A 19,346-nucleotide genomic window follows, 5' to 3' on the forward strand; every position below is an offset into this window, starting at 1 on the left:
TGGCGCTTGCCCGGCCTACGGTGTGGTGCGCTTTTGTAGGCCGGGTAAGGCGAAGCCGCCACCCGGCGTGGGTGAGGTTATCGTCGGGATCTCACCAGCTGATAACGCCGTGTAATATACTCAAACGGCGCGCTCCAGACGTGGACCAGCCGGGTGAAAGGGAAGATCAGGAAAATGGTCATCCCCAGCACCAGATGGACGCGGAAAATAAAGGCCACGCCGCTCAGCATCTCCGATGAGCCGCCGCGGAAGGTGACAATCCCCTGGGCCCATCCCACCAGCTTGAGCATCTCACTGCCGTCCGGGTACTGCGCCGAGAACGGAATGGTCGTCAGGCCGAGCACGCACTGGGTCAGCAATATACTCATAATGACAATATCCGGCGTGGTCGACGTGGCCCGCACCCGCTGGTTAAACAGGCGGCGGTAGAGCAGCATCGAGCCGCCAATCAGCGTCAGCACCCCGCAGATCCCCCCGGCGATCATTGCCAGCTGCTGTTTCACCGCCATCGGCAAAAACCAGGCGTACATCCAGTGCGGGGTTAACATCCCGAACAGGTGGCCGAAGAAAATTCCCAGAATGCCGATATGGAACAGATTAGAGCCCCAGTTCATGCCGCGCTTATCCAGCAGCTGGCTGGAGGAGGCGCGCCAGGTGTACTGGCCGTAGTCATACCGCAACCAGCTGCCGAGGAAAAAGACCGCTGCGCAGATGTAGGGGTAAATATCGAAGAAAAAGACGTTCAGATGGTGTGTCATTTTGGGCCTCCGGCGCTGACGTCCACGTACTGGGGCGCAACGTCCTGGCTAAAGCGTCGTTGATATTGCTGCATCGGCGAGCTGTCGCAGGCCGTGGCGTTATCTTCAATAAACTTCACCTGTTCCTCTTCCCAGACCGCATCCAGCGCCTGGCGGGTGTCATCCCGTTTTTCACCTGCCACCTGCTGCGTGACACTGTCACTGGATAGCTTGCTGCCTGCGAATTTCAGCAGGGCGTCGAACAGCTGATACTGTGCCACCTCCCGCTGTTTTAATCGCCCGCCAATCAGCGCCAGGATCGGCGCCACGTTCTGCAGCCCCTCTTGCGCCTGCGCCTCGGGCAGGATGCTCAGATACTCCAGATAGAGCGGCAGATAGTCCGGCAGTTCGCGACAGTCGAGCTGCAAGCCGGCCTGCTCGTACTGGTTCATCAGGTCGACCATCGCCTGGCCGCGATCCCGGGATTCAGCATGCACGTGCTCGAACAGCAGCAGCGAGGTGGCGCGCCCGCGCTCGAACACTTCGCACCACGCCGCCTGCCGGTCAAGCAGCGGGGCGTTGAGATAGTGCTCTGCAAACGGCAGCAGCATCGGGGCGTCCTGCGCCACCAGGGCGAGCGCTTCGTCGCGGCTCTCCCACAGCGCCTCGTCCGGGTACTCAATCAGCAGGGCGATAATTTTGAGGATCTGCATTACTCTCCCTCCCCATGTTCGCGCACCTCGGTGATGTTGATGGCGTCGATGCGGCTGCTGTTGAACAGATTGAATTTGGTGTCGGAGCCGTGGCAGCCGTCACCGAAGGTAAAGCCGCAGCCGTTGCGCTCCGGGAAGGCGTCCCGGGCCATTTCCCGGTGGCTGGTCGGGATCACGAAGCGGTCTTCGTAGTTGGCGATGGCGAGATAGCGGTACATCTCCTCTACCTGTTCCACGCTCAGGCCCACTTCCTCAATGGCGCGGGTATCTGTTACGCCTTCCACGGTCTGGGAACGTTTGTAGTGGCGCATCGCCATCATGCGTTTCAGGGCGCGCAGTACCGGGCCGGTATCGCCCGCGCTGAGCATGTTCGCCAGGTACTGCACCGGAATGCGCAGGCTTTCCACCGCGGGGAGGATGCTGTCGGTCTGCGGCAGGCCACCGGCATCGGCGTAAGACTGGATCGGTGACAGCGGCGGAACATACCAGACCATCGGCAGGGTGCGGTATTCCGGGTGCAGCGGCAGGGCCAGCTTCCAGTCCATCGCCAGTTTATAGACCGGGGAGCGCTGGGCAGCATCAATCACGTTTTGGGGGATGCCCTGTTTCAGCGCCTCTTCAATCACCGCCGGATCGTTCGGATTGAGGAACACGTCGCACTGACGTTCATAGAGATCGGTTTCATGCTCGGTGCTGGCCGCCTCCTGAATGCGGTCTGCGTCATAGAGCAGCACGCCGAGGTAGCGGATGCGTCCGACGCAGGTTTCCGAGCAGACGGTAGGCTGGCCCGATTCGATACGCGGATAGCAGAAGATGCATTTCTCCGATTTTCCGCTCTTCCAGTTGAAGTAGATCTTCTTATACGGGCAGCCGCTGATGCACAAACGCCAGCCACGGCATTTGTCTTGGTCGATCAGCACAATGCCGTCCTCTTCGCGCTTGTAGATGGCCCCGCTCGGGCAGGTCGCCGCACAGCTCGGGTTCAGACAGTGTTCGCACAGGCGCGGGAGATACATCATGAAGGTATTTTCGAACTGGCCGTACATCTCCTTCTGCATCCGGTCGAAGTTGCGATCCCGGGCGCGTTTCTCAAACTCGCCGCCCAGCAGCTCCTCCCAGTTTGGCCCCCACTTGATTTTATCCATGCGCTTGCCGTCAATCAGCGAGCGGGGACGGGCGGTGGGGAGATGTTCGCTCTCTTTGGCCCGATGCAGATCCTGGTAATCGAAGGTAAAGGGCTCGTAGTAATCGTCGATCTGCGGCATTTGCGGGTTAGCGAAGATTTTTGACAGCACCCCCAGCTTGCCGCCCAGCCGCGGGGTAAGCTTGCCGGAGATGCCGCGGATCCAGCCGCCTTGCCACACCTCCTGGTCCTCCCAGTTTTTCGGGTAGCCGATGCCCGGCTTGGTTTCGACGTTGTTAAACCAGGCGTACTCCATCCCTTCACGCCCGGTCCAGACGTTTTTGCAGGTCACCGAGCAGGTGTGACAGCCAATGCATTTGTCGAGATTTAACACCATGCCGACCTGTGAGCGTATTTTCATTTTTTCGCCTCCTGTACCTGGTCGTTACCTTCGCCATCCAGCCAGTTAATGTTTTTCATTTTGCGGATCATGATGAACTCGTCGCGGTTGGAGCCTACGGTGCCGTAGTAGTTAAAGCCGTAGGCGAGCTGGGCGTAGCCGCCAATCATATGGGTTGGTTTCGGGCAGACGCGGGTCACAGAGTTATGAATGCCGCCGCGCCGTCCGGTCACTTCCGAACCGGGGATGTTCAGAATGCGCTCCTGGGCGTGGTACATCATGGTCATCCCCGGCGGCACGCGCTGGCTGACCACCGCCCGGGCGGTGAGCGCCCCGTTGGCGTTGAAGGCTTCTATCCAGTCGTTATCCTCAATGCCCAGCTCCCGGGCGTCGGTTTCGCTCATCCAGACGATGGGCCCGCCGCGCGACAGGGTCTGCATCAGCAGGTTTTCGCTGTAGGTGGAGTGGATGCCCCATTTCTGGTGCGGAGTCAGGAAGTTGAGCGCCTTCTCCGGGAAGCCGTTCGGCGGGATCTCGCGCATATGGCTGACGCTGCGGGTATCAATCGGCGGACGATAGGCCACCAGGCTTTCGCCGAAGGCGCGCATCCAGAGATGATCCTGATACAGTTGCTGACGCCCGGAGAGGGTGCGCCATGGGATCAGCTCGTGGACGTTGGTGTACCCGGCGTTATAGGAGACATGCTCGCTCTCAATGCCGGACCAGGTGGGGCTGGAGATGATTTTGCGCGGCTGGGCCTGGATATCACGGAAGCGGATCTTCTCGTCCTCCTTGTTCAGCGCCAGATGGCTGTGTTCGCGCCCAGTGAACTCCGCCAACGCTTCCCAGGCTTTGACCGCAACCTGGCCGTTGGTTTCCGGAGCGAGGGCGAGGATCACCTCGGAGGCGTCAATCGCCGTCTCAATGCGCGGGCGGCCTTTCGCCGGGCCGTCGAGCTTAACGTAGTTGAGCTTGCCGAGGAAATCGACCTCATCCTGGGTGTTCCAGGAGATGCCTTTCCCGCCGTTGCCGAGCTTGTCCAGCAGCGGGCCGAGGGCGGTAAAGCGCTCGTAGGTGTCCGGGTAGTTACGCTCCACCACGGCAATGTTCGGCGCGGTTTTACCGGGGATCAGATCGCATTCGCCCTTGCGCCAGTCGGCGATGTCAAAGGGCTGGGAGAGCTCCGCCGGGGAGTCATGCTGCAACGGCTGCAACACCACGTCGGTTTCAGTGCCCAGATGGCCGACACAGACCTCAGAGAAGACTTTGGCGATGCCCTTGTAGATCTCCCAGTCGCTGCGGGATTCCCAGGCCGGATCGACCGCGGCGGAAAGGGGGTGAATAAACGGATGCATATCCGAGGTATTCATATCGTCTTTCTCATACCAGGTGGCGGTGGGCAGGACAATATCCGAGAAGAGGCAGGTGCTGGACATGCGGAAGTCGAGCGTCACCAGCAGATCCAGCTTGCCCTCAATGGCGGCGGTCTGCCACTCCACCTCTTCCGGCTTCACGTCATCGGTGGTGCCCAGATCGTCGCCCTGAATGCCGTTTTCGGTGCCCAGCAGGTATTTGAGCATGTACTCATGCCCCTTGCCGGAGGAGCCGAGCAGGTTCGATCGCCAGACAAACAGGTTGCGCGGGTGGTTATTGCCGCTGTCCGGCTGCTCGCAGGCCATACGGATATCGCCGGATTTCAGCGCCTGGGCGGTGTACTCCTGGGGCGACATGCCAGCCGCATCGGCCTGAGCCTTAATGTGCAGCGGGTTGAGGTTGAGCTGAGGGGCGGAGGGCAGCCAGCCCATCCGCTCGGCGCGCACGTTAAAATCAATCAGATGGCCGGTGAACTTCGAGGCGTCCGCCAGCGGGGAGAGCAGCTCCCGGGCGGTGAGTTTCTCATAGCGCCACTGGCTGGCGTGGTTGTAGAAGAACGAGGTGCTGTTCATCTGCCGTGGCGGGCGGTTCCAGTCGAGGGCAAAGGCCAGCGGCAGCCAGCCGGTTTGCGGGCGCAGCTTCTCCTGGCCGACATAGTGTGACCAGCCGCCGCCGCTTTTTCCCACGCAGCCGCAGAAGACCAGCATGTTGATCATCCCGCGGTAGTTCATGTCCATGTGATACCAGTGGTTCACCCCGGCGCCGAGGATAATCATCGACCGGCCATGGGTTTTATGGGCGGTGTCGGCAAACTCCCTGGCGATCTGCTCGATATGACGACGCGGTACGCCGGTGATCTGCTCTCCCCATGCTGGAGTGTAGGCTTTGATCTCGGCGTAATCTTTGGCCGCGAGGTTATCCTCCAGCCCGCGGTCGAGGCCGTAATTCGCCAGGATCAGATCGTAGACGCTGGCGACCTGCAGCTGGCGGCCATCGGCAAGGGTCAACGTTTTCACCGGCAGCTGGCGCACCAGCACCGGCTCCTGCTTCACGCTGCGAAAATGCGGGTTCTCATTGCCGCCAAAGTAGGGGAAGGCTACCCCGGCGACGCTGTCGTGGGTGCCCAGCAGAGAGAGCGCCAGTTCCGTCTCCTGGCCTGCCGCCAGCGGCTCGAGGTTCCATTTGCCTTTTTCGCCCCAGCGGAAGCCGATAGAGCCATTCGGCACCACCAGATCGCCGGTGGTGGTATAGGCGACGGTTTTCCACTCCGGGTTATTGGTTTCACCCAGCCCGTCGGCGAGGTCGGAGGCGCGCAGCATTCGCCCCGGCACCAGGCTGCCATCCTCCCGCGGATCGAGCATCACCAGCATCGGCATATCGGTATAGCGGCGGCAGTAGTTGAGGAAGTAGTCGCTCGGGTTATCGATATGGAACTCTTTCAGGATCACGTGGCCCATCGCCATGGCTAAGGCGCTGTCGGTGCCCTGTTTCGGCGCCAGCCACTGGTCGCTGAGTTTCGCCACTTCTGAGAAATCGGGGGTGATGGCGATGGTTTTGGTGCCTTTGTAGCGCACTTCGGTGAAGAAGTGGGCGTCCGGGGTTCGGGTCTGGGGCACGTTCGATCCCCAGGCGATGATATAGCTGGAGTTGTACCAGTCGGCGGATTCCGGTACGTCGGTCTGCTCGCCCCAGGTCATGGGTGACGCAGGCGGCAGGTCGCAGTACCAGTCGTAGAAGCTGAGGCTGGTGCCCCCCAGCAGGGAGAGGTAGCGGGTGCCTGCGGCGTAGGAGACCATCGACATCGCCGGGATGGGCGAGAAGCCCGCCACCCGGTCTGGGCCGTAGTATTTGATGGTCCAGACGTTAGCCGCGGCGATAAGCTGGTTCAGCTCTTTCCAGTTTGAGCGGACAAAGCCGCCGTGGCCGCGGGCCTGCTTATAGCTCTGGCGCTTTTGCGGGTCGTTCTGGATGGCGTTCCAGGCGAGCACCGGATCGCTGTGCTGGCCCAGCGCCTCGCGCCACAGCTCAATCAGCTTCTTGCGCACCAGCGGATACTTAAGGCGGTTGGCGCTGTAGAGATACCAGGAGTAGCTTGCCCCACGCGGGCAGCCGCGCGGCTCGTGGTTCGGCAGGTCGGGACGGGTGCGAGGATAGTCGGTCTGCTGGGTTTCCCAGGTCACCAGCCCGTTCTTGACGTAGATTTTCCAGCTACAGGAGCCGGTACAGTTCACGCCGTGGGTGGATCGCACAATTTTGTCGTATTGCCATCGCTGGCGATAGCTGTCTTCCCAGTCGCGGTTGGTGTGCATCACCTGACCGTGTCCATCGGCGAAGGTGTCGCCTTTGAGTTTGAAATAACGAAAGCGATCCAACAATTTACTCATGACATTTCTCCTGACGGGGCGACGCACCACCCCGGGGTTACACTGCTCACAAAATATTGAATATCGTTATGATTTGACGTGCTTTTGCCGACGGCCATACACCAGCCAGGTGACGAACACGCAGACGATGTAGAACACCAGGAAGACCTTCATTGCCCCCACCGGGGAGCCGGTTAACGCCAGCGAGGTGCCAAAGGCTTTGGGAATGAAGAACCCGCCCACGGCACCAATGGCCGAGATAAAGCCCAGCGCGGCCGCGGTGTCGGTAACTGCCTCTTTCTGCGCCTGTTCCTCCGTGCCGCCGTGCAGTTTCACTCTATAGACGGTGATTTGCCGGAAGATGACAGCGATCATCTGGAAGGTCGAGCCGCTGCCCAGCCCGGCGGTAAGGAACAGCCCCATAAACACCAGATAGAAGGCGGTAAAGCTGCCGGAACCGGAGCCTGGCAAGGTAAGGAAGAGCAGGGCGGTAAACACCGCCATAAAGATGAAATTCACCAGCGTGACGCGCACGCCGCCGAGCTTGTCGGAGATCACGCCGCCAGCGGAGCGGGCCAGCGCGCCAATCAGCGGGCCGAAGAAGGCCAGATGCAGGATGTTAACGTCCGGGAACTGAGTTTTCGACAACATGGCGAACCCCGCGGAAAAGCCGATAAACGAGCCGAACGTCGCCAGATAGAGCAGACTCAACAGCCACAGATGAAGACGCTTGAGCACCGGCAGCTGGCTGGCGATGGTTGCTTTTGAACTTGCGATATCGTTCATGCCAAAAAAGGCGGCAACGGTTGCCAGCAGCAGCAGCGGGGCCCAGATCCAGGCGGCGTTCGCCAGAAACAGGGACGAGCCATCCTCCTGCGGCACGCCGTGTACCCCGAGAAAGGTAAACATCGGCAGGAAGATCACCACCGGGGCCACCATCTGCATCACGCTGACGCCGAGGTTGCCCAGCCCGCCGTTAATGCCCAGCGCGCTGCCCTGTTTCGATTTGGGGAAGAAAAAGCTGATATTGCCCATGCTGGAGGCGAAGTTGGCACCGGCAAAACCGCACAGCAGGGCGATAATAATAAATACCGAATAGGGGGTAGCGCTATTTTGCACCGCAATACCCAGCCAGACGCAGGGAATAATCAGAATGACGGTGCTTAATACCGTCCAGTAACGGCCACCGAATATGGGTACCATAAAGGAGTAGGGAACGCGTAATATTGCCCCAGAGAGCGAAGGCAGGGCGGTTAACATAAACAGTTGATCGGTCGTGAAATTAAAACCCACCTTATTCAGATTGACCGCCACCGCACTAAATAACATCCAGACGCAGAATGCCAGCAGCAGACAGGCAACCGAAATAACTAAATTTCGTCGCGCAATCTTCTTACCTTTATTTTCCCAAAATGCGGCGTTTTCCGGTTTCCAGTTGCTTAACAGATAAGGATTATTCTTCTCAACTTGTTGTGACATGTTACCCTCTTGCATATCCGTAAATGGCAGAAAGAGAAAGTCATTCAGGCAGAGACCTGAATTTTTGGTGAGAGATTATTAGATGTTTTTGGGAGTCTTCTGAAAGGATAGATATAAAAAACGAACCCATGAGTTTAGAAGGGAGAAGTGGGTTCGCTTATTGTGTTACAAATCGTAACAGTTAAGAGATGTTGATGATTAGCCCAGCTCGAGGGTAATTAACGTATCAAGATGCTGATTAAATGCGGCATCGTCCATCTGCGGCATGGATAACACATAGAGCCCGTCCAGCCCGCAGACCAGGCCAATGAGCCGCCAGGCGACGTTCTCAGCACTGTCTTTCAGATTAAAGGCTTTCGCCTGTTCACCCGCGCGTATGATGGCTACCGTCTCCTGATGCCACATCTCCATGGTTAACACATACGCGCCTTTTATTTCGGCATCGCGGGTGGCTAACAGCTGGGCTTCACGCCACAGGCGAATGTAGGGTTCAAAACTGCGGTCGTCGCTGCCGAGCATGGCATGCAGGCGTTCGCGCCAGCTGGCATTTTCCGCGACTATTTCAGCATCCAGCAGGGCGCGGATCAGGCGGATAAAGGCCTGCGACTTTAATTCACCCGCGGAGGCAAAGTGGTGGTGCACCTGGCCGGTCGCCACTTTTGCTTCGGCGGCAATACGTCTGACGGTCATCCCGGTAAAGCCTTCGCTCAGCGCCACGCGCATCGCCGCCTGCAGGATCTCCTCCCGCCGTTCATCCTTGCTCAGATAGCTCATTTTTTTCACTCTCAACTGGGGGATAACCAGTGTAACAAAAAGCTGGACATGCGTTCAACTTTACGTAGGATCGCAATCTGGACATGTGTCCAGGTTTGGTCAAATAAGGAAAGTTATGTTTCGTCAGTGGTTAGCGTTAGTGATTATTGTGCTGGTCTATATCCCGGTCGCAATTGACGCCACGGTGCTGCACGTTGCCGCGCCGACGCTCAGCATGACCCTGGATGCCAGCGGCAACGAACTGCTGTGGATCATTGATATCTATTCGCTGGTGATGGCCGGGATGGTGCTGCCAATGGGGGCGCTTGGGGATCGTATCGGGTTTAAACGCCTGCTGATCCTGGGCAGTAGCCTGTTCGGTCTCTCGTCGCTGGCGGCGGCGTTTGCGCCCTCCGCCGGGTGGTTGATTGCGGCGCGGGCGCTGCTTGCCATCGGGGCGGCGATGATCATTCCCGCCACCCTCGCCGGGATCCGCACCCTGTTCCCGGATGCGCGTCGGCGTAATATTGCCCTCGGCGTCTGGGCGGCGGTGGGATCTGGCGGGGCGGCCTTCGGCCCGCTGATTGGCGGCATATTGCTGGCGCACTTCTACTGGGGCGCGGTGTTTTTAATCAACGTCCCCATTGTGCTGCTGGTGGTCTCCCTGGCGGCGCGTTTTGTGCCCGCCCAGCAGGGCCGACCCGAGCAGCCGCTTAACATCACCCATGCCCTGATGCTGATTGTGGCGATTTTGCTGCTGGTCTACAGCGCCAAAACCGCGCTTAAAGGGGCGATATCGCCGTGGCTGGTGGCGGGGACACTGCTGACCGGGGCAATGATGCTGTTGGCATTTGTCCGCATTCAGCTTCGCGCCCGCACGCCGATGATCGACCTGCGGCTGTTCGGCCATCGCATTATTTTAAGCGGGGTGGTGATGGCGATGACGGCGATGATCGCCCTGGTGGGCTTTGAGCTGCTGATGGCCCAGGAGCTGCAGTTTGTCCACGGCTTCACTCCCTTTGACGCGGGGATGTTTATGCTGCCGGTGATGGTCGCCAGTGGGTTCAGCGGGCCGATCGCCGGGGTGCTGGTCGGGCGTCTGGGTCTGCGGATCGTGGCGACCGGCGGCATGGGCCTGAGCGCGCTCAGCTTCATTGGCCTGTCGATGCTCGACTTCAGCACCCAGCAGTGGCAGGCCTGGAGCCTGATGGTGCTGCTGGGCTTCAGTGCGGCGAGCGCGCTGCTGGCCTCGACCTCGGCCATTATGGCCGCCGCGCCAAAAGAGAAAGCCGCCGCTGCCGGGGCGATTGAAACCATGTCCTATGAGCTGGGCGCCGGTCTGGGAATTGCCATCTTCGGGCTGCTGCTGACCCGCAGTTTCTCGGCGTCTATTGAATTGCCGCAGGGGCTGAATGCCCGCCTGGCGGAGCACGCGTCCTCCTCCATCGGCGAGGCGGTGAAGGTTGCGCAGGATCTGCCGCCAACCCTTGCTGAATTGGTGATTGAGGCCGCGAAAACGGCGTTTATCACCTCGCACAGCGTGGCGCTGGGCAGCGCAGGCGGGATGTTGCTGCTGCTGGCCGTCGGGATCTGGTTTAGCCTGGCGAAGGCGCCGCGCGACGGGGGCTAAGCCCCTTCGGGCCGGGGGGAGGTGAGTCGGTAAACCAGCTCCACATTCACCCACTCCACCTGCGAAGGCTGGTGCGGGTTTTGCGCCCGCGCCAGCAGACGCGTCAGCGCGCGGCGTGCGATCCCGGCGACATCCTGATGCAGCGTGGTCAGTTGATAGCTTAACTGACCGCTTTGCGGCGTGTTATCGAAGCCAATCAGATGAAAATCATTCGGGGCCGATTTGCCCCGCTGGCGCATCCCGTCCAGAAACCCGCAGGCCAGCTGCGCATTGGCGCAGAAAATCCCCTCCGGCAACTCGCCTTGATAACCCAGGGCTGCCGCCAGTCCACCATCGTAACCCTCTGTCGGGGCGGCGAGCCAGCTGAGTTGGCGCAGGGTGTCTACCCCCAGCTGTTGCAGCGCATGGACAAATGCCTCGCCCCGCATCATGCCCGCCCAGGTGGAGGCCGGGTGATTAAGCCAGCCGAAGCGACGGCACCCGGCGCGCCAGAGCTGTTCGGCGGCCAGCTGTGCGCCGCGCTGGTTATCTGAGCAGATAAAATCCACCCACGGCATGTCGGGAGGGCGGTTAATACCGACCACCGGGATCTGCTGGCTGACGCACTCATTCACGATAGCCTCCGGCGGCCTGCCTGAGGTGACAATTACCCCGGAGACGCGAAACTGGGTGAAGCGTCGCAGAGTGTTAACCAGATCCTCCTCGCCGGTGATCTCGCTCACCAGAGCCTGGTAGCCGCGCCGCTGGATCTCATGCAGTAATCCCTCCAGCAGGCTGCTGCGAAAGGGATCGCCGATGCGGGCGACGATCACCCCAATGAGCTGGCTGCGCTGGCGGTTCAATCCCTGGGCGAGAAAATTCACCTGATAGCCAAGCTCCCGGGCGGCTTGTAAGACCTTTTCCCGGGTGGCGGGGGAGATGCTGCCGTTGCTGCTCAGGGCGCGGGAGACAACGGCGCGGGAAACGCCCGCTCTTCTCGCCACATCCTCGGCGGTCACCGCCTGCTTGCGAGGCGCGTCGCTCACCGCGTTTCTCCCCGGCGAAGGGGCAGCTCGAAGGTCATACCCTCTTCGCTAACGAACAGACCAGGGTGGGGCTGACAGGCCTGTGCCAGGATGGGGCGGGCGCAGTCGTGGCAATGATAGAGGCCCAGCGCAGGCAGTTTGAGCCGGGTGAAGAGCGCCAGGCAGTCGGGGAAATCGCCATGCGAGGCATCGTCGGGCAGCGCTGTTGCCGAGGCGCACTCCTGAAAGGCCAGATCGGCTCCCGCCATCAGGGCAATACTTTCCGGGGTCGGGCGGCCATCACCGCTATAAAACAGGGTAGCGCCCGGCGCCTCAATCCGCAGGGCCAGGTTAGGGATTTCGTGATGGGTAAAGGCGGTCCGCAGGAGCCAGTTCTGCCAGCGCCACTCCGGCGTGCTGTCGCGCCAGTCGATAGCAAAGCAGAGCCCGCTTTCCGGCCAGTTCGCGAGGTTTGCCAGCTGAAGCAGTGCCGGGCGGTGGGCAGGCTGCGACCAGATAATCAGCGGTTTCGTTCGCTGAAAACTTTTCCAGTGGTTAAGGAGCGCCGTCAGTCCGGTGCAGTGATCCGGATGGATATGGGTGAAAAAGAGGGCATCAATGTCGTTCACCTCCAGTCCCCGCTGCCATAACGCCCGGGGAATGGTTGGCCCGCAATCAATCAGCAACTGATAGCCCGCGTTATCAATGACCCGGATTGCCGACGTATTATTCAGCAGGGAGAAAGCACTGCCGCAACCCAGAATATCTATTTTCATTTCGCCTCACCAAAAATTTTGCGGACTTAATCAAATTGTCACAAACAGACGACACAGTAGGCGCACATAATGGCGCTGGAACGTTGCGTTTTTTTTACAAAGAAATGAACACGTGTTCATCGGCGACGTGAAAGAATTAAGGGATCGTGCGTGAGTTATTTGCAAATAGATAAACTGAAAGTTGCCTACGGGAATAATATTGTTCTTCACGATATCCATCTGGCGGTCGGCAAGGGTGAGATGATCGCGCTTCTCGGCCCCTCTGGCTGTGGAAAGACGACGCTGCTCAATGCGTTATGCGGTTTTTTACCCGTGCACTCCGGTACCGTGGCGATTAATGGCCGGGATATCACCCACAGTTCCCCGGAGCAGCGAAATATCACCATGGTGTTTCAGAGTTATGCGTTGTGGCCGCATTTGACGGTCGCGCAAAATATCGGTTACGGATTAAAAGTCCGTCGCGTTAAAAAAGAGGAAATAACCCGTCGGGTGCAGGCGCTATTAAAAATAATTAACCTCGAAGGTTATGCGGAAATAAAGGTGACGGCCCTTTCTGGCGGTCAGCGTCAGCGGGTTGCCCTGGCCCGGGCGCTGGCAATTGAACCGGATGTGCTGGTGCTTGATGAGCCCCTGTCGAACCTGGATGCCAAAGTGCGCCTCAATGTGCGCCATGAGATCAAAGCGCTACAAAAGCGACTCGGCTTCACCTCGCTGATCGTCACTCACGACCAGCAGGAAGCGCTGGTGATGGCCGACAGAATTGCCGTGCTCAATAACGGTCGCATCGAACAGATCGGCACCCCTGAGGCAATTTACCACCGCCCGGCAACGCCTTTTGTCGCCGATTTTATGGGGGCGGATAACTGCATTACCCCTGATAACGGGCAGGGGAGAACGCTCTATTTTCGCAGCGCCGATATCGCCATGCATGCCGCACTGCCGCTCGCACCGGGAGGATTAACCCTCGAAGGGATTGTTGAGGAGAGTGCCTTCTTGGGTCATCACTACCGGCACAGCGTGCGCTGTGGTGGAAAGATCTTACTCGCAGACTCCGCAACATGCTGGCCTGACCGTTCGCCGGTGGTGCTGCATGTGCCTGATGCTGCGCTCCATGCCTTTGAACCTGCTTTGTAATGCCAACCGACACACACTTTTCTGGGTATCATTCATGTCCGTAAAAACAAAAATGGCTATCACTGCCGCACTTTATCTGGGCTGCCTGCACGCTGCGCATGCCGAAACGGTACTCAACGTGGCCACCGCCGGGGACCAGAATATGGTGGATTACGTCAAAACCTGGCTGGGGCCAAAATTTGAAGCCGCCCATCCGGGAGTAAAAGTGCAGGTGGTCGGCACCGGGCCCGGCGATGCCGGATCGAATAAGATCGTTGAAAAGCTGACGGCGCAGGCGCAGAGCGGCGCGAAAAGCTGGGATATAGATGTGGCGGTGGTCCATCAGGCCGCAGGCGGCCAGCTGGTAGAGAAAGGGCTGCTTGAGAATTACCGTCAGGCGGTGAAAACCGGCACCATGACCACCGCAGAGAACGTCAAAAACGCGCTAGGGGTCAACGTTGACGGCTACGTGATGCCTATGTTCCTGAGCCAGACGGCGATGGCTTACAACAGCGACCTCATCACCACTCCGCCGAAATCTTATGATGAGTTGGTGCAGTGGTCGGAAAAAAATCCCAAAGCCTTCGGCTATAACGGCATCAAAAACGGTATGTCAGGCGTGAGCTTTGTGGTGGGCTGGATCTACGCCTACGGTACGCCAGCCGAGCGCCTTACCGCGCTGCCATATGATAAAGGGGTTGAAAAAGAGTGGGGGCCGGCCTGGGCGAAGCTGAAAGCATTTAATAAAAACATCACCTTTACGCCGGGCAATGCCGGGACGCTGGATATGCTCAGCCGAGGCGAAATCGCTATGGGGCCGGTATGGGTGGATATGTTCTACAGCTGGAAAGATCAGGGCAAGCTGCCGCCGTCCATCAAGCTGACCTTAATCGCACCCGGTATGCCGGGGCAGCCAATGTATTACGTCATCCCGGCCAAAGCCACCCAGGCAAAACTGGCGCAGGAGTTTATCGAGCTGGCGACCAGCCCGGAGATTCAGGCTGAGGGGATCGTGAAGCAATTTAACTGGTACCCGGGCATCGACGCGAAATATGTGAAAGGGGCGCTGGACGATGCGACGTGGCAGAAGCTCTTTGCGGAAATTTCACCGGAAACCTTAGCGCAGAATGGCAAAAGTTTCCCTCTCAAACCCTACTTTGACGCTATCAAAGAAGGTTACGAGAGCCAGGTTTCGAACTGAGGGTATGGCGTGCCTGGCAGAATATTGCCAGGCACCTTTAGCGGTGATTATTCATGCGACAGACATTTAACGCTTTCCTGCTGGTTATTCCGGCGACGCTGATGATTGGCATCTTCTTTCTCTGGCCGCTGGGCTATTCGCTTATTTCGGCTTTTACCCATGAAACAGGTTTGACGCTGGCGCACTTTGAAAAAGTGTTTAGCCTCTATTCGAACGATATTCTCTTTACCCTGATCATTGTGCTCGTTTCACTGGCGATCCTGGCGCTGCTCTCCATCACTATTTCCGCCGTGATTGTGCTCTCGCCCTGTCGTCGTCTCGTTAAAGCGCTGGCCTTTTTATACCGCCTGCCGCTGTTTATCCCGTTTATCGTTGCCGCGCAGATGATGCGGACCTTCCTGGCAAAAAACGGCCTGATGAACAATACGTTGGTTGCCCTCGGCGTAATGACGCCGATGGAGACCACCTCGCTGCTGGGCTGGAGCGGGATCATTATTACCTTTGTCTGGAAACAGATGGCCTTTACCACGCTGCTGATTAGCGGCGCCATGGCGGCGGTGGAGCCTACCCATATTCTGGCGGCGAAAAACCTCGGTGCCTCCCGGATGCGTATCCTGTTCGACATTATTTTGCCGCAGGTGTTGCCGACCATTGGCATCGCAATGGTGTTATCGACGGTCACCATGATGTCGGTGCTGTCGGTTCCCCTGATGATCGGCACGGGCACCCCGACGATGATGACCGTTGATATGGCATTTCGCGTCAACTCGTATGGCGACTATCCGGTTGCCAATGCGATGGGGGTCATCTCGTACCTGATGTGCGCCGCGATGTCCTGGTTCTATCTGCGCCACAGCCTGAATGCAAAAAAACCCCTGATGAACGCGCTGTTTAAAAGAATTCGCGGCAGCTTTATTCTGCAAACCCTGCTGCTTACCTTCCTGGTGCTGGCGCTGTTTGGCCCGCTGCTGAACCTGCTGATCTGGACGGTGGCGGAGAGCTGGTTTTTCCCGCATACCTTGCCCGGTCAGTGGGGGTTGAAGTACTGGGGGCAGGTTTTTAGCCCTTACAGTGACGTCTCCGGCTCGTTGTCCATCAGCGTCCTGATAGCTCTTCTGGCAGTGGTGGTGTGTCTGCTGATTTCAATCCCGGCAGGGTACGCGCTTTCGCACCGGTCCATGCCGTGCCGCGCCTTCTTTATGCTGCTGTTTTTGATCCCGCAGGCCTTCCCGAACCTGACGGTCTATATGAACGTGGCGCGGCTCTTCTACCAGTGGGGGTTGAACGGGACGATTGCCGGGGTAGTGCTGGTGCACAGCGTGCACGGGCTGATGTACTCCATCTGGATAAGCGTCGCGGCGTTCTCGGCGCTCGATCCGCTGCTGGCGCGGGCGTCACGCAATCTGGGCGCCGGGCCGGTCTACACCTTTTTCCATATCATCCTGCCGCAGGCCGCCCCCGGGCTGATTGCCGCCAGCATCTTTGTCTTTCTCGAATCGCTGGATGAGTTTACCGCCACGTTCTTTGTCGGCGCGCCGGAGATCAACACACTGCCAATACTGCTCTATACCGCCAGCATGTCGGGTAATTATCAGATGTCCTCCATTACGGCGCTGATTCTGCTGGTGCCGTCGGTGATCTTTATGCTGGTGATCCATAAATTTATGCGCCCTGAGATGCTCTCGAAGCTGGGGAAATAACCGCAATTAGTTACAACATACTGTAAGCGTTTTCGATTAATGGTTCCCCGGCCGTTGGCCGGGGAAAGTGCCTGTTTATGACTCCTGCGCCGCACTCAACACGCTATGCAGCAACACATTGGCCCCTTTTTCTGACCATTCCGGATGAATCTTTTCCGCTTCGTTATGGCTAATGCCCTTCACGCAGGGGATAAAGATCATGCTGGCAGGCGCGATTTTGCTGACGTAACAGGTATCGTGCCCAGCGCCGGATACCATCGATTTTGATGAATAGCCCAGCGCGGCCACAGCCTGTTCCGTTCGGACAAGACAGGTTTCATCAAAGGCGACAGGTGCATAGTCGAAGATGCGCTCGACGCTGGCGCTCACGCCACGCGCCGAAAGACCTGCAGCCGCCTGATGCAGCGCGGTTTCCATCGCCTCCAGCGCCTCGCTGAGCGGATGGCGGAACTCTACGCTGCACACCACCCGGGACGGGACGACGTTTCGTGAATTCGGAGTCACGTTCGCCATGCCGATGGTAGCACGCCCGTCCGGGGCATGCTGATAACCGATCTCCTCCACCTTCAGCGCCAGCTCCGCAAAAGCGGTCAACGCATCGTGGCGGCTGTGCATTGGCGTGGTGCCCGCATGTGCGGCAAATCCGTTGAGGGTAAGGGTAAACCAGCGCTGACCCATCGCAGCACGCACCAGGCCGATATCAATGGCTTCATCTTCGAGGATAGGTCCCTGTTCGATATGCAGTTCATAGCAGGCGTGGATCGGGAAGGCGCGGGCAGGGCGTGGGCCACGATAGCCGATGGCCTCAAGGGCGTCGCGAACGGTGATCTGTTTGCTGTCCATTCTGGCGTAAGCAAAGGCTTCGGAAAGTTGACCCGCCCAGACCCCGGAGGCGAGCATCGCCGGGGCAAAGCGCGCGCCTTCTTCGTTGGTCCAGTTCACCAGCACGATATCGCGCTCAGTTTCAACCTGGTGGTCGTTCAGGGTGCGCAGCAGCTCCAGCCCGGCCAGTACGCCGTAGATCCCGTCATAGTTGCCGCCGAGCGGCTGGGAATCCACGTGGGAACCGGTCATCACCGGGGGCAGCGCCGGGTTTTTACCGGCGCGGCGGATAAACATGTTGCCCATGCTGTCCACTTCGCAGCTAAAACCGGCCTCCAGTGCCCACTCGCGCAGCAGGTTGCGGGCAATACGGTCTTCCTCGCTCAGTGCCAGGCGAGTCACACCTCCGGCGGGGGTGCCGCCGATCTGCGCCATCGTCTCCAGCGTAGACCATAAACGGTCTGCATTAATGCGGATCATGCTTTGTCCTTGGTGCTGCGGTAGCGGAAGTCGCAGCATGCGCCGCCCTGCATAATGGTGGTGGTGCGCGTCAGCTCCACGTCCGGCGCGTAGCCGACGATGAATTTCTCATCCCGGGCGCACGACAGCAGGTGGCCGATCTCGCCGAGGCCCATCTCGTGATACATCTCGGCATAGCGGCAGCGGGTCACGTTGTAGTTGTACTGCTGGTCGTCGGCGTCGATCACCTTTACGTCGAGAGCGTTATCCTTCTCCCACAGATACTGCAGGGCGATAAAGCTCTTCACGTCTGCGCCGTTCGGCTCCTTGCTGGCAAACTCTTTGCCCGCGTTAATGGCGGCCTGCTCAATGGCCTCGCCAATCACCGCCTGGGCGCGGGTCTTGCCCACTTCGCGGACCAGGATTTCATAAATTGGTTTAATAATTTCTGCTTCAATTTTGCGGCGGGCGAGAATGCCCAGCTCATTATTATCATTCATCACATTGCCTCACTGCGTTACTTAGCTTTTGCGCCGCCGAGCACGGTTTGCGGCTGCCATTTGCCATCGACCACTTTATAGACGGTGAAGGACGGAGCCTTCAGGTTGCCCTGATCGTCAAAGGCGATCTGCCCGGTGACGCCGGAATAGCTGATGGCGCGCAGGGCAGGCAGGTACTCTGCCGGATCAACCGAGTCGGCTTTTTCCATCGCGGCAACCAGTACGCGGGTGGCGTCATAGGCGAAGGGGGCGTGCAGTTCGATATGGGTGTGGTAGCGGGACTGGTATGCCTGCTCGAAGGTCTTGCCGCCCGGCATCTGATCCACCGGTAGGCCCGGCTCCAGCGCGACAACGCCTTCACCCTCTTTCTGCGCCAGCTGCAGGAAGGTCTGGCTGACAAAGCCGCCTGCGCCCATCAGGGTAGTCTTCATACCCAGCTGTTTGATACGACGCGCCAGCGGAGCCGCCTGGCTGTCCACGCCGCCGAAGAAGATGAGATCGGCGTTCTTACTGCGAATAGCGGTCAATACGGCGCTAAAGTCGACGGTTTTGTCGTCCACGTACTGACGGTCAACAATCTTCACGCCCTGGGCTTCCAGCGATTTAATAAACTCATCCGCCAGGCCCTGACCAAAGGCGGTACGATCGTCGATGACCGCGATGCGTTTGGCTTTCAGGGTATTTACCGCGTACTGTCCGGCAAACTGGCCGCCGTCATCGTCGTGGCCCATCACGCGGAAGCTGGTGTCGAACCCCTGTTTGGTATAGGCATGACCGGTGGCAACGGGGGCCACCTGAGCGATACCGGCATCGTGATAGACGCGGGCCGCCGGGATGCTGGTGCCGGTGTTCCAGTGGCCGACCACGCCAGCCACGCCGGTGTCCACCAGACGCTGAGCCACAGCCACGGCGGTACGCGGATCCGACTGGTCATCTTCCGACTGCAGCTTGAAAGTCACCGCCTTGCCGCCGATGGTCGGGTGCTGTTTGTTGATATCGTCAATCGCCAGCTGCGCGCCGTTCTCCAGATCTTTACCGATACGGGCAGACGGGCCGGTCAGCGGGCCCGCCAGGCCGATCACCACGGTTTCGCTGTCGGCGGCCCAGGCACCGGTGGAGGCAAACCCGCTGAGCATAATGGCCGCGCTGAGCGCACTGATTTTAATGGTTTTCATTATTTTTCCCTGATATTGGTTGGT

Annotated in this window: 15 protein-coding genes and 1 pseudogene; 5 read left to right on the forward strand and 11 right to left on the reverse strand. The window is 59.0% G+C overall.

From position 1 onward, the window contains the following. Window positions 1-77 precede the first annotated feature (77 nt). The 6 genes from narI to DVA43_RS06150 all read right to left on the reverse strand — a co-directional run bounded on the left by narI (window position 78) and on the right by DVA43_RS06150 (window position 8,963). Complete coding sequence (narI, locus tag DVA43_RS06125; RefSeq protein ID WP_103179651.1) at window positions 78-758, reverse strand: respiratory nitrate reductase subunit gamma; 681 nt, start codon at window positions 756-758, stop codon at window positions 78-80. Further along, window positions 755-1,450, reverse strand: a complete 696-nt coding sequence (narW, locus tag DVA43_RS06130; RefSeq protein ID WP_114314923.1) for a nitrate reductase molybdenum cofactor assembly chaperone — start codon at window positions 1,448-1,450, stop codon at window positions 755-757. The genes narI and narW overlap by 4 nt, the downstream gene beginning before the upstream one ends. Further along, complete coding sequence (gene narH, locus DVA43_RS06135; RefSeq protein WP_114314924.1) at window positions 1,450-2,994, reverse strand: nitrate reductase subunit beta; 1,545 nt, start codon at window positions 2,992-2,994, stop codon at window positions 1,450-1,452. Before narH ends, narW begins: the two co-directional genes overlap by 1 nt. Further along, the gene (locus DVA43_RS06140) at window positions 2,991-6,731 is read right to left on the reverse strand and encodes a nitrate reductase subunit alpha (RefSeq protein WP_114314925.1); all 3,741 of its coding nucleotides are present in this window, start codon (window positions 6,729-6,731) and stop codon (window positions 2,991-2,993) included. Before DVA43_RS06140 ends, narH begins: the two co-directional genes overlap by 4 nt. A 66-nt stretch (window positions 6,732-6,797) precedes the next feature. Next, complete coding sequence (locus DVA43_RS06145) at window positions 6,798-8,189, reverse strand: NarK family nitrate/nitrite MFS transporter (RefSeq protein ID WP_114314926.1); 1,392 nt, start codon at window positions 8,187-8,189, stop codon at window positions 6,798-6,800. Window positions 8,190-8,387: 198 nt separating this feature from the next. Further along, entirely contained in the window at window positions 8,388-8,963 is a 576-nt protein-coding gene (locus DVA43_RS06150) for a TetR family transcriptional regulator (RefSeq protein ID WP_103822004.1), read from the reverse strand. 115 nt (window positions 8,964-9,078) lie between these two features. Between DVA43_RS06150 and DVA43_RS06155 the strand changes: the two genes are divergently transcribed. Beyond that, window positions 9,079-10,572 (forward strand): MFS transporter, encoded by a 1,494-nt coding sequence (locus tag DVA43_RS06155; RefSeq protein WP_114314927.1) that lies wholly within the window; start codon window positions 9,079-9,081, stop codon window positions 10,570-10,572. On the opposite strand, the gene DVA43_RS06160 is transcribed toward DVA43_RS06155, so the two are convergent. Both DVA43_RS06160 and DVA43_RS06165 read right to left on the reverse strand, forming a co-directional pair. After that, window positions 10,569-11,597, reverse strand: a complete 1,029-nt coding sequence (locus DVA43_RS06160; protein WP_114314928.1) for a LacI family DNA-binding transcriptional regulator — start codon at window positions 11,595-11,597, stop codon at window positions 10,569-10,571. The two genes, DVA43_RS06155 and DVA43_RS06160, sit on opposite strands and share 4 nt — an antisense overlap. Further along, window positions 11,594-12,352: an MBL fold metallo-hydrolase gene (locus DVA43_RS06165; RefSeq protein ID WP_114314929.1), complete on the reverse strand. Its 759-nt coding sequence runs from the start codon at window positions 12,350-12,352 to the stop codon at window positions 11,594-11,596. The genes DVA43_RS06160 and DVA43_RS06165 overlap by 4 nt, the downstream gene beginning before the upstream one ends. A 150-nt stretch (window positions 12,353-12,502) precedes the next feature. Here DVA43_RS06165 and DVA43_RS06170 point away from each other — a divergent pair, with 150 nt between their 5' ends. The 4 genes and pseudogenes from DVA43_RS06170 to DVA43_RS06185 all read left to right on the forward strand — a co-directional run bounded on the left by DVA43_RS06170 (window position 12,503) and on the right by DVA43_RS06185 (window position 16,366). Next, window positions 12,503-13,486, forward strand: a complete 984-nt coding sequence (locus DVA43_RS06170; protein ID WP_114314930.1) for an ABC transporter ATP-binding protein — start codon at window positions 12,503-12,505, stop codon at window positions 13,484-13,486. Between the two features lie 34 nt (window positions 13,487-13,520). Then, a complete protein-coding gene (locus DVA43_RS06175) occupies window positions 13,521-14,666 on the forward strand; it encodes an extracellular solute-binding protein (protein WP_114314931.1) in 1,146 nt (381 codons plus the stop codon). Between the two features lie 53 nt (window positions 14,667-14,719). After that, window positions 14,720-15,535: pseudogene (locus tag DVA43_RS06180) on the forward strand (ABC transporter permease); the annotation flags it as partial. 9 nt (window positions 15,536-15,544) lie between these two features. Next, the gene (locus DVA43_RS06185; protein WP_114317088.1) at window positions 15,545-16,366 is read left to right on the forward strand and encodes an ABC transporter permease; all 822 of its coding nucleotides are present in this window, start codon (window positions 15,545-15,547) and stop codon (window positions 16,364-16,366) included. 75 nt (window positions 16,367-16,441) lie between these two features. Here DVA43_RS06185 and DVA43_RS06190 read toward each other — a convergent pair whose 3' ends face one another. The 3 genes from DVA43_RS06190 to DVA43_RS06200 are packed head-to-tail and all read right to left on the reverse strand — an operon-like array spanning window position 16,442 to window position 19,322. Further along, a complete protein-coding gene (locus DVA43_RS06190) occupies window positions 16,442-17,668 on the reverse strand; it encodes a Zn-dependent hydrolase (protein WP_114314932.1) in 1,227 nt (408 codons plus the stop codon). Continuing rightward, complete coding sequence (locus tag DVA43_RS06195; protein WP_114314933.1) at window positions 17,665-18,147, reverse strand: L-2-amino-thiazoline-4-carboxylic acid hydrolase; 483 nt, start codon at window positions 18,145-18,147, stop codon at window positions 17,665-17,667. Before DVA43_RS06195 ends, DVA43_RS06190 begins: the two co-directional genes overlap by 4 nt. A gap of 17 nt (window positions 18,148-18,164) precedes the next feature. Further along, complete coding sequence (locus tag DVA43_RS06200; protein ID WP_114314934.1) at window positions 18,165-19,322, reverse strand: branched-chain amino acid ABC transporter substrate-binding protein; 1,158 nt, start codon at window positions 19,320-19,322, stop codon at window positions 18,165-18,167. Window positions 19,323-19,346 lie beyond the last annotated feature (24 nt).

Origin of the sequence: Leclercia sp. W6 (genome assembly GCF_003336345.1) — a bacterium.
GTDB lineage: Bacteria > Pseudomonadota > Gammaproteobacteria > Enterobacterales > Enterobacteriaceae > Enterobacter.